Source organism: Nostoc sp. (assembly GCF_036917275.1).
In the GTDB taxonomy this organism is placed as follows: Bacteria; Cyanobacteriota; Cyanobacteriia; order Cyanobacteriales; family Nostocaceae; genus Nostoc.
In genome coordinates, this window is the sequence record NZ_JBALDF010000020.1 from 1 (window position 1) to 15,020 (window position 15,020).

At 44.2% G+C, this 15,020-nt stretch carries 14 protein-coding genes; 4 read left to right on the plus strand and 10 right to left on the minus strand.

Annotation, left to right across the window (positions count from 1 at the left end; all coding sequences use genetic code 11):
- The 5 genes from V7K35_RS07700 to V7K35_RS07720 all read right to left on the minus strand — a co-directional run.
- A partial coding sequence (locus V7K35_RS07700; protein WP_335077720.1) for a leucine-rich repeat domain-containing protein occupies positions 1 to 642 on the minus strand: 642 nt, incomplete at its 3' end.
- 121 nt (positions 643 to 763) lie between these two features.
- Positions 764 to 997, minus strand: a complete 234-nt coding sequence (xseB, locus tag V7K35_RS07705; protein ID WP_335077722.1) for an exodeoxyribonuclease VII small subunit — start codon at positions 995 to 997, stop codon at positions 764 to 766.
- Positions 998 to 2,299, minus strand: coding sequence for an exodeoxyribonuclease VII large subunit (gene xseA, locus V7K35_RS07710; RefSeq protein WP_442939700.1), 1,302 nt, complete (start codon positions 2,297 to 2,299; stop codon positions 998 to 1,000). It lies immediately after the preceding gene.
- Positions 2,300 to 2,318: 19 nt separating this feature from the next.
- A complete protein-coding gene (locus V7K35_RS07715; RefSeq protein WP_335077724.1) occupies positions 2,319 to 2,600 on the minus strand; it encodes a type II toxin-antitoxin system RelE family toxin in 282 nt (93 codons plus the stop codon).
- On the minus strand, positions 2,587 to 2,880 hold the full coding sequence (locus V7K35_RS07720; protein WP_335077726.1) for a type II toxin-antitoxin system Phd/YefM family antitoxin: 294 nt from the start codon (positions 2,878 to 2,880) through the stop codon (positions 2,587 to 2,589). Before V7K35_RS07720 ends, V7K35_RS07715 begins: the two co-directional genes overlap by 14 nt.
- 614 nt (positions 2,881 to 3,494) lie before the next feature.
- On the opposite strand from V7K35_RS07720, the gene recA reads away from it, so the two are divergent.
- Positions 3,495 to 4,574: a recombinase RecA gene (gene recA, locus V7K35_RS07725; RefSeq protein ID WP_273769243.1), complete on the plus strand. Its 1,080-nt coding sequence runs from the start codon at positions 3,495 to 3,497 to the stop codon at positions 4,572 to 4,574.
- A 392-nt stretch (positions 4,575 to 4,966) separates the two neighbouring features.
- Here the strand turns inward: recA and V7K35_RS07730 are convergent, their stop codons facing one another.
- The 3 genes from V7K35_RS07730 to V7K35_RS07740 form a co-directional block, all read right to left on the minus strand.
- Positions 4,967 to 6,184 carry an HhoA/HhoB/HtrA family serine endopeptidase gene (locus V7K35_RS07730; protein WP_335077728.1) on the minus strand — a complete coding sequence of 406 codons (1,218 nt, stop codon included), beginning with the start codon at positions 6,182 to 6,184 and terminating at the stop codon, positions 4,967 to 4,969.
- 219 nt (positions 6,185 to 6,403) lie between these two features.
- Positions 6,404 to 6,538, minus strand: a complete 135-nt coding sequence (locus V7K35_RS07735) for an element excision factor XisI family protein (RefSeq protein WP_335077730.1) — start codon at positions 6,536 to 6,538, stop codon at positions 6,404 to 6,406.
- An 85-nt stretch (positions 6,539 to 6,623) separates the two neighbouring features.
- Positions 6,624 to 9,638 carry a zinc-dependent metalloprotease gene (locus V7K35_RS07740; RefSeq protein ID WP_335077732.1) on the minus strand — a complete coding sequence of 1,005 codons (3,015 nt, stop codon included), beginning with the start codon at positions 9,636 to 9,638 and terminating at the stop codon, positions 6,624 to 6,626.
- Positions 9,639 to 10,343: 705 nt separating this feature from the next.
- On the opposite strand from V7K35_RS07740, the gene V7K35_RS07745 reads away from it, so the two are divergent.
- Positions 10,344 to 12,110 carry a pentapeptide repeat-containing protein gene (locus V7K35_RS07745; RefSeq protein WP_335077734.1) on the plus strand — a complete coding sequence of 589 codons (1,767 nt, stop codon included), beginning with the start codon at positions 10,344 to 10,346 and terminating at the stop codon, positions 12,108 to 12,110.
- Here V7K35_RS07745 and V7K35_RS07750 read toward each other — a convergent pair.
- A complete protein-coding gene (locus V7K35_RS07750) occupies positions 12,054 to 12,407 on the minus strand; it encodes a hypothetical protein (RefSeq protein WP_335077736.1) in 354 nt (117 codons plus the stop codon). The genes V7K35_RS07745 and V7K35_RS07750 overlap by 57 nt on opposite strands.
- Before the next feature lie 152 nt (positions 12,408 to 12,559).
- Positions 12,560 to 13,003, minus strand: coding sequence for a GNAT family N-acetyltransferase (locus tag V7K35_RS07755; RefSeq protein ID WP_335077738.1), 444 nt, complete (start codon positions 13,001 to 13,003; stop codon positions 12,560 to 12,562).
- A 611-nt stretch (positions 13,004 to 13,614) separates the two neighbouring features.
- On the opposite strand from V7K35_RS07755, the gene V7K35_RS07760 reads away from it, so the two are divergent.
- Together V7K35_RS07760 and V7K35_RS07765 are read left to right on the plus strand one after the other, a co-directional pair.
- Entirely contained in the window at positions 13,615 to 13,824 is a 210-nt protein-coding gene (locus V7K35_RS07760; protein WP_335077740.1) for a hypothetical protein, read from the plus strand.
- Positions 13,825 to 13,945: 121 nt separating this feature from the next.
- Positions 13,946 to 15,016, plus strand: coding sequence for an LOG family protein (locus V7K35_RS07765; protein ID WP_335077742.1), 1,071 nt, complete (start codon positions 13,946 to 13,948; stop codon positions 15,014 to 15,016).
- Positions 15,017 to 15,020 lie beyond the last annotated feature (4 nt).

Consider the following 15,020-nt stretch of genomic DNA (forward strand, 5'->3'; position numbering starts at 1 on the left):
GATCACCTCTGGAATCTGGGTTATTTGGTTAATAATGAGGTGAAGTTGCGTCAGATTGGTTAAATTAGCGATCACCTCTGGAATCTGGGTTATTTGGTTAATAATGAGGTGAAGTTGCGTCAGATTGGTTAAATTAGCGATCACCTCTGGAATCTGGGTTATTTCGTTGCAACTGAGGTGAAGCTCCCTCAGATTGGTTAAATTAGCGATCGCCTCTGGAATCTGGGTTATTTGGTTGCCACTGAGGTGAAGTTGCGTCAGATTGGTTAATTTAGCGATCGCATCAGGTATTTCAGTTAGCTCTACTCGAATTAAGATAAGTTCCTCTAAATGTAGTATTTGCATTACCACATCGTGAATGCTCTTTAAAGGATTGCCACTAATATCCAACCTACGCAAATTAGGCAAATCCAATAGTTCGAGTGGAAGCGTTTTTAAATTGTTGCCCGAAACTTTTTCGAGATGGCGGTTTCCTACGTTTTCATAACCTTCAACCTTCTTTCCCAAAATCAAAGACTCAAGCTGCTGCAACTTACCAATTTCTACAGGTAACTCAGTCAACTCCTGCCCCGACAAGTCTAACTCTCGCCAACCCTCAGCCACGGCGCGATCTATCAGTATCAACAACTCATCCTGCGTCATAATTCCAAGGAGAATGTTATTATACCTACGATCAATTTTTGGCATTGCTTACAAAACGAGCGATCGCATCCCTGACAGTATACCAGGGGGCAATCACGCTACCTAACAAATTTGAATATTTCTACTCATCACTCAAAGTTTCAATTAATAAATCTACTTGCTGCTGTCGCTGCTGCAAAAAACTTTCGCATTGACGCAAATACTCTACAGCCTTAGCAAATTGGTCAAAAACCTCTTCCAATTCCAACTCACCCGCCTCAATGCCAGCGATAATTCCCTCTATTTCGATAACCTTCGCCTCATAATTCCAACCTTCCATAGAGTCAGAACCAGAAGCACTCTTACGTTTAACCATTCAACTCTCGGCGTCCTTGGCGTCTTGGCGGTTCGTTAATTCCATAACCTTCACTTTAACCCCACCCTGCCCCAACTGAATCAACAAATCATCTCCCACAGCCAACTCCGACACAGAACGCGCGATCGCCCCATCTTCTCTTCTCACCACCGCATAACCACGCTGCAACACCGCTTTCGGGTCAAGACTAACCAACTTTTGCCGCAACAAGTCTAGATGCTGCCTTGCTTGCTGCGATCGCCCCGTCGTAATTTGCACCAAATGCTGACGCTTCCAAGCTAGCTTTTCCACCTCTTGTTGCACTTGTCGATCTAACCGCAAACCTCGTAAACGGTTTCGCAATACTTGCAATTTATTCTCAGCATTTTCTCTAAAGTCATGCACCGCCTCATGTAAAGCCACAATTCGCTGCCGATGCTCAGTATACAACTCTGAAAGTGCCGGCACAACTCTTTCCGCCGCCGCAGTTGGTGTATGCACACAGACATCTGCAACTAAATCTGCTAAAGATTCATCGCGTTGATGACCGATACCAGTAATTACCGGAATAGAACAACAAGCAAGCGATCGCACCACACGTTCATCATTAAAGCAAGCCAACTCCTCAACCGCGCCACCACCCCGCGATAAAATTAGCACTTCGGCGCGTCCATCTCTTTCCACCCGCTCAATTGCTTTGACGATAGATTCCGGCGCTTGCTCACCCTGTACTGTCGCCGGAGAAAATAAAACCTGTAAACCTGGATACCTTTGCTTGAGAGTTTTTTGAATATCACCCCAAGCAGCCGCCGTTGGTGAAGTGACGACAGCGATCGTTTGGGGGTGAGTTGGAAGCGATCGCTTTCTTTGAGCATCGAACAACCCTTCAGCCAGCAAGCGATTTTTGAGTTGTTGATAGCGCAACGCCTGTAAACCAACACCAGCAGGTAGAGTCTGCCAAACTGATAACTGATACTCTCCCCGTTGCGGATAAAGGCGAATACTGCCCAAAATAATTATCTGCTCACCGGGAACTGGTATCTGGGCGAGTTTTGCCAATTGGCTATTCCATACTACACACTTAATTCCGGCGGTGCGATCGGTATCTTGCAGCGTGAAAAATAAACCACTGCGATGATGGTTAGCGCTGGAAACTTCGCCAGTTACCCAAACTTGCCGTAATTGTTCATCTTGCTCTAACAGCAAGCGGATATAGTCAGTTAATCCAGATACTGAAAGCGCTGTATCGAGAATTAGAGAGTCAGGAAGGTCGAGAGTCATCAAAGATGCCTGAAAGCATTTGTGCTGGAGAGATTCTAGCATTTTTCATGAAAACCAAAGGTTAACCCAGTAAACGCTTCAATCTTTTGTAGACATCATCATCATTGCGCTTACCGACTAAAATCACTTCTATTAAATCGCGATCGGGAAAATACCTGTAAACAATTCGATATTCACCACTATCAACTCGATATAAACCCTGATAACCAGATAGCTGCTCACTATCAGCGAGTAAAGGTTCAACATTCAAAGCCAAAACCTTTTTTGCAATCTGTGCTGCTATTTTAGGCTGTAAACCGTTCAGAAAATCAAGAACAGTTGCTAAACCATCAAGCTTCGCCATTAGCTAAATGCTCTAATGCAGATGTAAAAGCCTTTGTACCAATCATTTTGGACTCACTTAGAGCAACTTCAGCAGCTTGACCGAAAACCATATCCTCTAATTCTTCCAGCCGATTAATTAATTTTTGGTAGCTCTCGGCTGAAATAATCACATGGCTAGGCCGTGATTGCTTGGTTAGTAGGACTGGCTCAGTAGCAGCCTTATCAAAAACCTCACCGTGTTTGTTACGAGCATCTGTGAGAGTATAGGTCTGCATAGTAGTTTTGACTATTTTAGACATTTTGACTATATTTTAGCAGATAAGTCTTCTCTCTTTACTCCTCACAAACAGAATGTAGGCGCTGCATTGTTAAAAAGCGTATGCACAGTGTTGTTACTGTTTTAATTGTTTTTCTATAAAACAGGAGATTTTGCAAAGTCATAGCTCTACAATGAATGGCACTAAGAAAAGCCGAAAGGCTTGTGTAACCTCGTTCCCAGTCTGAAGACTGGGAACGAGTTTCAAGAGGCTCTGCCTCTGGTCAAGAAAGAGGAGGCGGAGCCTCCCAAAATAGTTTCCCAGCCTGGAGGCTCTTAACGAGACAAAACAAGACTTTGGACTTATCTTAGTGCCATTCGCTCTACAATGACGATGCTTCTGGCTGAGATTATTTTTGATGCTGGGTTGCAATAGCCAGTTTTAACCCTAAGTCCCGAAATAGTAACAGTTTTCCAAAATTGTCAAGTACCACTACCCTAATCTGGTAGCGATCGAGTTACGATCTTGTCACACCCTTTTTTTGATTTGAGAAGTCCTATTCCAGAATTTTCTGGTTAAAATAGTATATCTGTTCTACTCAGACTCCCAGAGCAACACTCCTTAAAACCATATATTTAGAGGCATTAGAGGCAGGAATGGCTATCAACACCGATACTTCTGGCAAGCAAAAAGCGCTGACTATGGTGCTCAACCAGATTGAGCGCAGCTTTGGTAAAGGAGCAATCATGCGGCTGGGCGATGCCACCCGGATGCGGGTGGAGACGATTTCCAGTGGAGCGCTTACCCTAGATTTAGCATTGGGTGGTGGTTTACCCAAGGGGCGGGTAATTGAAATTTATGGTCCCGAAAGTTCCGGTAAGACTACAGTAGCGCTACACGCGCTCGCCGAAGTGCAAAGAAATGGCGGTATTGCTGCCTTTGTTGATGCTGAACACGCCTTAGACCCCACTTATGCTGCGGCATTGGGTGTAGATATTGACAATTTGCTGATTTCCCAACCTGACACAGGCGAATCAGCTTTGGAAATTGTCGATCAGCTTGTTCGCTCTGCTGCGGTTGATATTGTAGTCATTGACTCAGTAGCAGCACTGGTTCCCCGCGCTGAAATTGAAGGGGATATGGGTGATATTCACGTTGGTTTGCAAGCGCGGTTAATGAGCCAAGCCTTACGTAAGATTACGGGTAATATTGGTAAATCTGGTTGTACAGTAATTTTCATTAACCAGTTGCGGCAAAAAATTGGTGTTACCTACGGTAGCCCAGAAACCACGACTGGAGGTAACGCATTGAAATTTTACGCTTCGGTGCGCTTAGATATTCGCCGGATTCAAACCTTGAAAAAAGGTACAGATGAATTCGGTAACCGCGTTAAAGTCAAAGTCGCCAAAAATAAAGTAGCGCCGCCCTTCAGAATAGCGGAATTTGACATTATTTTTGGCAAAGGTATTTCTACCTTGGGTTGTATTGTAGACTTGGCAGAAGAAACTGGCGTGCTTGTCCGCAAAGGAGCTTGGTATAGTTACAACGGCGATAATATCTCCCAAGGACGAGACAATGCCATTAAGTATCTAGAAGAAAAGCCTGAATTTGCTGAACAAATAAAGCAACTGGTGCGTGAAAAGCTAGATAAAGGCGCTGTTGTTTCTGCTAACTCTGTAGCTAAACCCAGTGAAGGAGAGGAAGAGGAAGAAGTCGATTTAGAGCCAGAAGAATAACGAGTGGAGATTTATTATTAATCTGCAACTGCTAATAGATAGTGCGTTATGAAGACAGCTAACGCACCTTTTCCAAGGTATTGATGAGTTACAACAAGCCTAACGAAATGATTGCTACTATATGACGAGCAATCATTTTTTTGGCGTTTCTCGTTGGAATCAGGTAAAAGTAGGGTTGTACATCTGTATATCGGTGTCAACTTAAGCAAAAAGTCAGCATAAGATGTAATTTAGGAACATCTGGTTTAAATGTTCTTAGATTCCACGCTTACAGCTATTTTCAGGTAAATAGACCGCGCTCTACGGGCACAGCATTGCTGTGCCCCTACGACAGATGTGGTTCAAATACTTGAATTCTGCTGTAAGTTAACACCAGTAACAGCTATGCACCCCTACGAAGCATTTTGCAACTCAGCTGTGCGGACTGAAAGCTGCTGTGTCTGATTACCTCGTTGCACTTTCACCTGTAATACTTGACCAAGACGACTGTCTTCCACAAAGTTCTGCAATTGTTCAGCACTGGTAATAGCTTTACCATCAACTTGAAGAATTACATCGCCGCGCCGGATACCCGCAGATGCAGCTGGAGAATTGGGGACAACTCGCATTACAAAAACACCATTAACTTCTGGTATCTGAATAGGAGAGTTGGGATCGGTGTTATTTTCCTTAGCAAGATCGGGTGTTAAAGTTAGCATTTGCACACCTAGATACGGGTGAGCAACTTTGCCATCACGTTGCAGTTGGACTGCGATCGCTTTGGCTTTATCGATGGGAATCGCAAACCCAATACCCATCGCGTCAGGACGAATGGCTGTGTTAATGCCAATCACTTCACCTTGGCCATTTAAAAGTGGCCCGCCAGAGTTACCAGGGTTAATGGCGGCGTCTGTCTGAATGAAGTCCAAGCGTTTATCACTAATGCCGACTTGGGCGCTGGAACGTTTGAGGGTACTGACAATTCCCAAGGTAACGGTGTTATCAAATCCCAAAGGATTACCAACTGCGATCGCCCAGTCTCCTACCTGTACATTATTAGAAGAACCCAAGGGCGCTACTGGTAAATCGTTACCAGCATTTATCTTGACTACTGCCAAATCTGTGACTTCATCAATGCCTTGAACTTTCCCTTCAAAGGTGCGGCCATCTTTGAGCCTGACTGTTACTTTATCAGCCTTATCGACCACATGAGCATTAGTCAGAACCAACCCGCTCTTGTCAAGAATGAAACCTGAGCCTAAACCGCGCAACTGCTGCTCAGAAGGCATCTGTTGGGAGAAACCGTCACCAAAAAACCGACGGAAAAAGGGATCTTCAAAAGATGGATCAACGCGACGAGTAATTGTGCGCTCAGTATCAATCCGAACAACTGCTGTGCCCACACGATTCACTGCTGCTGTAACAAAGCTAGTGCTACCGATCGCAGCAGTGGTTGGTGATTGCCGTTGGGCAATAACTTTTGAAGTATCTCCAGCAGTCATAGGGGGTGCTGGTTCGGCTTGGGAGGGCAACACTTGCAGGGTGCTAACAGTTAGCATAACTCCTAGCGCGATCGCTAACACATGAGAACTAAGTTGACGTAGAGACCGGGATAATTTGGGAAATCGCATAATCACAACCTAATTTATTAAGCCTAATTGAAGCTTCGTCGTGACAAATCTATTTACAGTTATTTTTACTTCAGGTTTCGCCTGCTTTTCCCAACACTGGGGTTAGAGCATTTTGCGAACTATAGCAATCCTAAATCATTCGTGAGAGATTAAATCGCTGAGATACCTATAAATGCCTACTTTTAATCTCCGTATTTTCTCACGTTTAAAATCGGATTGCTATATCAGTTGGTAATGGTCTTGTTTTCCGTCAAAAATTGTTTGAGCTTCAATTTGATTATTAGAGGAGCCACGTTGAGCATATTCTGTAAATAATTGACGAATCCACTTTTGATATTTATCTAAATCTGCCATTGGACAATTTCATTTTGCCAAAATCATGAAAGAAGAGGAGTTAGGAATTTTACTATTAACTCCTCACTGTTCATTCCTAACTTTTTTAATTCCCTTGCAACGGCGCATTCAAGACTTTCTCAATGCGATCGCGCGTTTCTAGTAAGTGCGCTTTGGTGTATTCATCCTCGGAATTAACCCCCTTGAGTTTCTCATCAAGCTGTTTGAGTTTATACCAAGCCAAAGTGCGAGCATCTTCTGGAACAGATTCTTTTCGCAACACCATACCAGTCAAAATATCCAGATATTGCCGCTGCAAGCCTCGCCGCAAACTAGAAATCTTCATTGGTTTACCTTTTGGTTTGATTACTTCTGTCCAAATACCTGACTGCAAGGTGTCAAATAGTTCTGGCAGAGTTAGTGCATTTTCTGGCTTCGTTTTGAGTTCAATATCCTTGAGGCGAGAGAGGCGATCGCCTGAGAGTAAATCTCGCAACACAGAACCCTGAATGAGTTGCACCAAGTCATGAATTGGAAAATCCAAACGACCAACTTGGGGAGAAGCACCCCAATGTCGCCAACGGGAAGGTGCTAATTTATTCAGTAATTCTGGTGAAAAACTCAGGGCATCTTCTGCAAACACATACTTTTGCAGCGTTTCTAAAGCCTGCCGTTGTTCTTCAACTGGTATTGGTTCAAATGGTAATCGGTGTTGGCTAACTCCAGAAGGGATTTCGCTAGGGTGAATGCGATAGAAAGACTGTCCCCCGATATATTTTGTCGTGTAAAATATTTGCTGGAAATAGTTACCCAATACTGTGCTAAAACGTTCGCTCACATCGCTGTAACTATCACCAGCCATTGGGTAACGCTGATCGAGACGTTCCCACATCACCCGCGAATTATTCAACTGCCACTGAGAATAAAGCAGTACATTACTACTGTTATCCCAAGCATCGGCAGTTGGGTCAAGGTCATACACATCTTCATCTGTGGAATAACTCAACTCTGGCTTGTAGGATTGTGCAGCAATTTGCTCCAAAATTGGCTTTTCTGCTATGGGAGTTGATGTTTGAATTGGTATGTAGCCGTACTTAATCGCCCATTCATCATAAGGCCCCACCATACTGGGAAAATAATCTCCCTGTTTTGTACCTTGAGGAGCAATATTTGGGGGAATGTAGTCCATTACGGAACTTGTCAGACCTTTAGTTTTGGTAATTTCCGTATTATTCATCTCTTGTGGTGCTAACAGGGTACTACCACGGAAGTTATGGCGTAAACCAAGAGTATGTCCAACTTCGTGAGCGATGATTAAACGTAAATATTGATTGATATATTCTTTCACCTGGTCTGGAGTGGCCATAGTATCTGGCAGTAGTGACATTGCCAGTGAACCAAAGGCAAACTGGTTAGCAGCTTCCATCCCATAGCATAAATCGTACTCGCCTGCCATTTTCGATAAACTACTCAACAACCCCTGTTGCCCCTGCATCTGCTGAGGGACACCATTGTTTTTGGCATCTAAACCATTGGCGCAAAGTAGACGATTTTGCATCAAAGCTGATATAGTAGTCTGGTTTTGTGTTTGGCTAGGTTGGACGATTTTGCGATACTCATTCTTGAGTACTCGCACAAAGCTGGCATCTACGAGAATGTCTGCATCCAAAATTTCCCCAGTTAATGGGTTAACGCGGGATGGCCCCATTGCAAAATAACCATCGACTGTGTTAATCCAGCGAATCGTGTTATAACGAATATCTGCTGGGTCCCATGTGGCGTCATCGGGCATTTGGCGGACTTCAATTGCATCTTTGAATCCCGCCTTGAGAAAGGCTTTGTTCCACATCAGGACGCCTTCTTTCATCGCATCGCGGTATTCTAAAGGCACAGCGTTATCAATCCAGAAGACAATCGGTTTTTTGGGGCGAGAAATTACTGCTTTTGGGTCTTGTTTTTCTAAGTTCCAGCGATTGATGTAGCGGACAAAAGAATCGCCGCGATCGTCTTTGGATAAATCTTGGTAGGCGGTGATGAAATAGCCGATGCGATCGTCAGCAAGGCGCGGGCGATAATCTTTATCAGGTAGTAGGGAGAGACTATAGTGAACACGTAGGGTAAAGCCACGGTTGTCAGGTAGTGACGTAAAGCTTGGTACTTCACTCTGGTGGCGCTGGCCACCAGAGAAATTCAAAACTGACTCAATTTCTAAGTTTTGGGGAAAAGCTTTAGCAGTACCAAAATAGGACTGATCTGTGGTAGCTGGGACTCCTAAACTTGCAGATAATCCACCTAAGTCTGTGAGTAATAAATCGCCTAAGTCGATGAGAAGAGTTTTGCGTTGTGGATGAATGCTTTTAATGGAAACGGTGTAAAGAACAGAGTCACTAAACGATCGCACGAGCGAGCGCACTTGAGGATCTCCTTCACGAGTGCGAAAATTGACATTGCGGATGACAAAGTTTAATTTATCATCCACCCGTTGGAAATAAAACAAAAAATCTTGCAAAGGCATACCGCTGTAAATACCCCGTTCGCCAATCCCTGATTCCAGGGTTGCTGTAGCTAGGTAATTTTTATTAAGTTGCTCTGGCTTAATTTCTAGATAAATTTTATTCTTTTCTTTATTGCGATAAAGGGTAAACAGTCCCCCTGATTTTTGAGTATCTTTGATTACTTCGTCAAAGGCCTTTAAATCCTCCTTTGCTGCTGGTTTGGCACTAGAATTAGGCTTTGAATTTGGTTTGTCTGGGGGTTTTGCAACTTGCAAAAATGGTTGCTGTGCTGCTTTTTTAAGGTCTTTTACTACCCAAATAAACGGTTGATGCTGTACGTGTTTATTTTGATTAACTACCCAAACTTGCCCTGACGGTAGCCTCTGTTTCTGGGAAATATTTTTTGGTGATAAAGCTGAGATTTTAGTTGAAGAAGTTTCTGTGGTTAACTGACTATTAGATTTCTCTCCACTTCTACCTGTAACGAAGGCTTCTAAAACCCGTACAGTCTTATGGGTGGGTAACAATTCTGTATTAACATTCACAGATGGTGACTTGGCGCTAGCCGTTACTATTCCTAAAAACAAACCATGTAACAAAATCATATAAAAGGTTAATCTGTTCATCGCATCAATCCCCCGATAAATATACCGTAGTTACTTTTTAACTTTTGCAAAGCTATGTAGCCAGCTTTTTACCGATTTTCTCAGTTGCTTTATATCAAGCAGTAAACTTTAGAGGATGTTTGAAAAGTTCATAATGATGTATAAAATATTTTTTACCCCTCCCTAACCCTCCCCGATATATTGGGGAGGGTTAGGGATTTTTCTTGTTTCCCCCCAATATATCGGGGGGACTAAGGGGGGTAACAACGCAATTAAAATCACAGTTAACCGCTTTTCAAACAACCTCTTAGACTTCAATTTTAGTTGTAATTTTTCAGCTTTGTTACACTGTTATACTGGAGGATTTTTCCTAACAATTGCATCTCTCACAAACAGGAAGTATTATTTTTACATCAGACTAGTAAATATTGGGGAAAAATCTCACAAATTAACCAAATTTGGGAAATTACTTGATTTTTGAAAGAATTTTTCCGATGTTCCTTTATTTGCATCAGGAGAAGCTTGAGGTTATTTCGGGTTAGCGATAAACCGCCCTCCAGGAACGCCGTCAGTGTAGCCCATCGTAGATATCGCCAACGCATGAGATTTTTGGTGTAGTATTTATTGATACTATTAATTTTTGGTAATGAAAAGCAAACTAGCACAGAAAAGTTTTTAGTTCAGGATTATCAAAACAGTAATTTAAATGTAACAACGGACACAGAAATGTCAACATATTTATCTCAAGTTTGGCAACTGCTGAGAAATTATGTGAGGGATATAAGTTTACAAGAGATGCCAAAGACCACATCTGTGGAAACCGAAGCAGTTTTACCTCTAGGAAAAAGCATTAAAGCAGACAAAAGCGTTAAATTTGCTCAAGATAATTTGCAGTCAGATTTATGCTTTCAAAGATTACAAGAAAGCTTAAAAAAATGGACAATATTAAAGAGCGGTTTGACTTCTAAAATAGGTGATCAGACATCGGGCCCGCTACCATCAGAGTTCTGTTTGAAAGTAGGCGATCGCCAGATGCATGAAGAGATTTATGATTTACTGGGCAATGGAGCGCTCAAACCAGAAATAGTCAATCAACTCATGGAATTACTGGTGACAGGTAAAAAAATTCGCCTAGAACTACTTTTCTGGCGGCTAGAAGATTTTTATCGTCGCTGGTGTCAGGGAGAATTTATCGATGGGACACTAGATGATAACCTGCCTCAGAAAACAAGATTAAAGTTGGCGGCACAAAATATTGCTCTTGGGCTGAGACAGGTAGATATATATACAGGGCTGAACGTACTGATTTTACTGTTAGAGTTACATCGCTACGCCCAAGAGCGAGATGAACTCAAACAAAAAATCACCTTCTATCCATCTGCTAAACCAGACACAGACAATTTTTTCACATCCCAACTGCTGCGGATCATCAACTATAGCGATGCCCTGGAAATTGGTAATTTTAGCAGTATAGTTGGGCAATTCCTCAAAGGCGGCAACTTTCGGAGTGCTTACCTGGGCGATGCCAACCTCACTGGGGCAGACTTTAGGGGTGCTGACCTCAGCCATGCTTACCTGGGCGATGCCAACTTAACTGGGGTAAACTTCAGCGGTGCCAACCTTAGCGGTGCTAACCTCGGTGATGCCAATCTCAGCAGTGCCAACCTCACTGGTGCTAACCTCAGTGGTACCGACCTCAGCAGCACCAACCTCAGCGGTGCTAACCTTAGCTGTGCCAACCTTAGCCGCGCCGACCTCAACCGCGCTGACCTCAGTAACACCAACCTCAGCCGCGCCGACCTCAGCCACGCCGACCTCAACCGCGCCGACCTCAGCAGCACCAACCTTAGCCATGCTGACCTCAGCAACGCCATCCTTTTTGGCGCGAATCTAAGTGAAGCCAACCTTAGCAGCACTAACTTTAACCATGCCGACCTCTGTCGCGCCGACCTCAGTGGTGCTGATTTGAGTCACGCCATCCTCAACGGTACTAACCTCAGTGACACAATTCTTTTCAGTACCAACCTCAGCAACGCTATCCTTGTTGCCGCAGACCTTAGCTACGCTAAACTTAACGGTGCCAAGCTTAACAACGCCAAACTCAACGGTGCAATGTTCTTAGGCGCAGACCTCAGCGGTGTAGACTTGAGTCGGGTAACTCTCAACGACGCCGACCTCAGTGGGGTAATTCTCAGCGACGCCGACCTCAGTGGTGCCGACCTCACCGACGCTATCCTTTTCGGCACAGACTTCAGCTATGCCAACCTTAACAGTGCTAACCTCAGTGGCAGTAACCTCAGTGGTGCTATCTTCAACGGCGCGGATCTCAGCCACAGTAACCTCAGTTATGCCATTCTCGGCGGTGCTGACCTCAGCGACGCCAATATGGAAAAAATGACCTGGGGTAAAAAGCAGCAGTGGGAAGATGTGCGGGGATTACAGACAGCAGTTAATGTGCCGGAGGCGTTGAAAGAAGAACTGGGATTGAATTGAGATGAAGGGAAAGGTAAAACCCAAGCTTTGAACACCACCTTCCGAGTTCCGAACATCAACTTCTAAGTTCTGAACACCAACTTCCGAGTTCTGAAGACCAACTTCCGAGTTCTGAACATCAACTTCCGAGTTCCGAACATCAACTTCCGAGTTCTGAACACCATCTTCCGAGTTCCGAACATCAACTTCCGAGTTCTGAACATCAACTTCCGAGTTCTGAACATCAATTTCCGAGTTCTGAACACCAACTTCCGAGTTCCGAACACCATTTATGGATATCTCAGCTTGAATGATCAACTCAGAAATAGCAAATGTCTAATTATTAGCACGATGCGATCGCTCTTTCTCTTCCTCTGTGTCGCGCCAGTTGCTTCTCCTAAGGGAGACGCTGCGCGAACAAGTCGGGGAACCGCAAGGGCGCACTGGCTTCTCTGCGCCTCGGCAGTAGCTTACGGCAAGCCGCTGCGCGTCGTTAAAAGCAGCTTTCGCCAGTAGGTTGCAGACTCTTCATAGCCCAATGCCTTGTAGAACTTCCCTGCCCTACGTGTAGCCAATGCCACAAGCTTGGCATCTCGATCAGTAGCCCAACCTTCAAAGCTTTGCATCAATGATCTGCCAATCCCCATTTTTCGGTAGTCCGCGCCAACCATAATCTCCTCTACCCAGGCCACCCGCCCGTTTGCATAGAACGTGTAATGGTCAAAGCCAAGAATATAACCCACAATATCTTTGTCTACCTCAGCTACAGCGAGGTAACCTGACGGCGAAGACAATAGTTCTGAAAATGCGACACGAAAAGCCTTCGAGTCAACGACAAACGATGTCGCCAAGGTTTTGGCTAGAACCAGTAACGCTTCGGCATCTGTTGCTTGTGCCACACGGATAATCGTCATTTTCAATAATTTAGTTAGGTGCCAGTCTCAAATGATGGTTCACAACGTACAGGAAAGTTCATTGAGTTGGCAATAAAACACAGATGATGCGCTTTTTGATGTAACTGTTTAGCGAAAACAGCAAACGTCTAATTATTAACTCGATGCGATCGCCTTTTCTCTTCCTCCGTGTCCTCTGCGCCTTGGCGGTTCGTCATTCTTCCTACAACGTGAATTCGACGGCTCATACAGTGTCCGCCTAATTAACTCAATGAAAGAAAAGACCTCTCCCTGGTTTTACTACGCAAAACTGTCCCTCTCCGACTCGGAGAGGGACAGACTTGAACTTTAGTTGAATGGCACTAAAAAAGCCAAAAGGCTTGTGTAACCTTGTTCCCAGTCTGAAGACTGGGAACGAGTTCCAAGAGGCTCTGCCTCTGGTCAAGAAAGAGGAGGCGGAGCCTCCCAAAATAGTTTCCCAGCCTGGAGGCTCTTAACGAGGCAAAACAAGACTTTGGACTTATCTTAGTGCCATTTAACTAAAGTTCAAGACAGAGAGAGGTTCGTCGAACCACGGTGAACATCATCTTCCAAGTTCCGAACACCAACTTCCGAGTTGTGAACACAACTTTTTGAGTTTTGAACACCATCGTTCGAGTTCTGAACACGACTTTCCGAATTCTGAACACCATCTTCCGAGTTCCGAACACGACCTTCCGAGTTCCAAACACCATCGTTCGAGTTCTGAACACCATCTTCCGAGTTCCGAACACGACCTTCCGAGTTCCGAACACCATCTTCCGAGTTCCAATCTCAAAAGATGGCAATCTGCGCTTGAGTAATGAGCAATACTACCTCAAAGCCAGTTGTGAGTGTGTTAACTCTACATCAGAGGGCTTATTCCCGCTTGCTAGAGTGTGAGTAGTTCACGTAAAATATAATGCCATTGTTGCGGCAGTTCTCATGACCTCATCTGCGTCGTTTGACACATCAGAGTCTTTACAGGCGGATATCGCTGAATTGATCGCTCGTTTACCGACATTAAAAAATCGGCAACTTATTCAGCAAGCACTTGCTACTATTGTTCGTCTAGCTGATACCGAAATTGAGCGTCTTGATTGGAAAATATTGTCGGCTGCTTTAGTAGATATGGAGCGCGGTTTCCAACTCTTCTATAATTATCGACACGTTCGCAAAATCACCGTCTTCGGTTCTGCTCGTCTAGCGTCAGATACGCCAGAGTACCAAATGGCCCTTAAGTTTGCTCGTGCTGTTTCTCAATTAGGATTTATGGTGATGACAGGCGGTGGCGGCGGGATTATGCAAGCGGGTCACGAAGGTGCTGGACGAGAAAATTCTTTTGGATTAAACATTCAGTTACCCTTTGAACAGCTAGCGAACCCGTTTATAGAAGGCGATCCCAAGCTAATTAACTTCAAATATTTCTTTACCCGCAAACTGTTTCTCCTCAAAGAAAGTGATGCTATAGCCTTGTTTCCTGGCGGCTTTGGCACTCAAGATGAAGCTTTTGAATGCATGACATTAACCCAAAATGGTAAATTTGGCCCAGTACCTCTAGTTTTAATCGATCGCCCTGGTGGCGATTACTGGTGGTCTTGGAGCGAATATATTGATAAGCAACTAGTACAAAATCGTCTTATCAGTCCTGAAGACCCCAGCCTTTACACGGTGACAGACGACTTAGATGTGGCTTGTGATGTGATTACTCGTTTTTACCAGGTTTATCACTCCTGTCGATATGTCGGCAATAAATTAGTCATCCGCCTCAAGACAGATATATCAGACGCTCAGGTAGAGCAACTCAATGCTAATTTTAGCCAGATTATTATTCAAGGACGGATTGAAAAAAGTCAAGCATTACCTCAAGAAGCACAAGATGAAACTGTTGGACTACCCCGGCTCATTTTGTACTTCAATCAACGCGACTTGGGGCGCTTGTATCAGATGATTGCCACAATTAATCAGATGGGTACTCCTTCACCAGAGGATGCAGCGCATCCAGAAAAAAAGTAGGTAT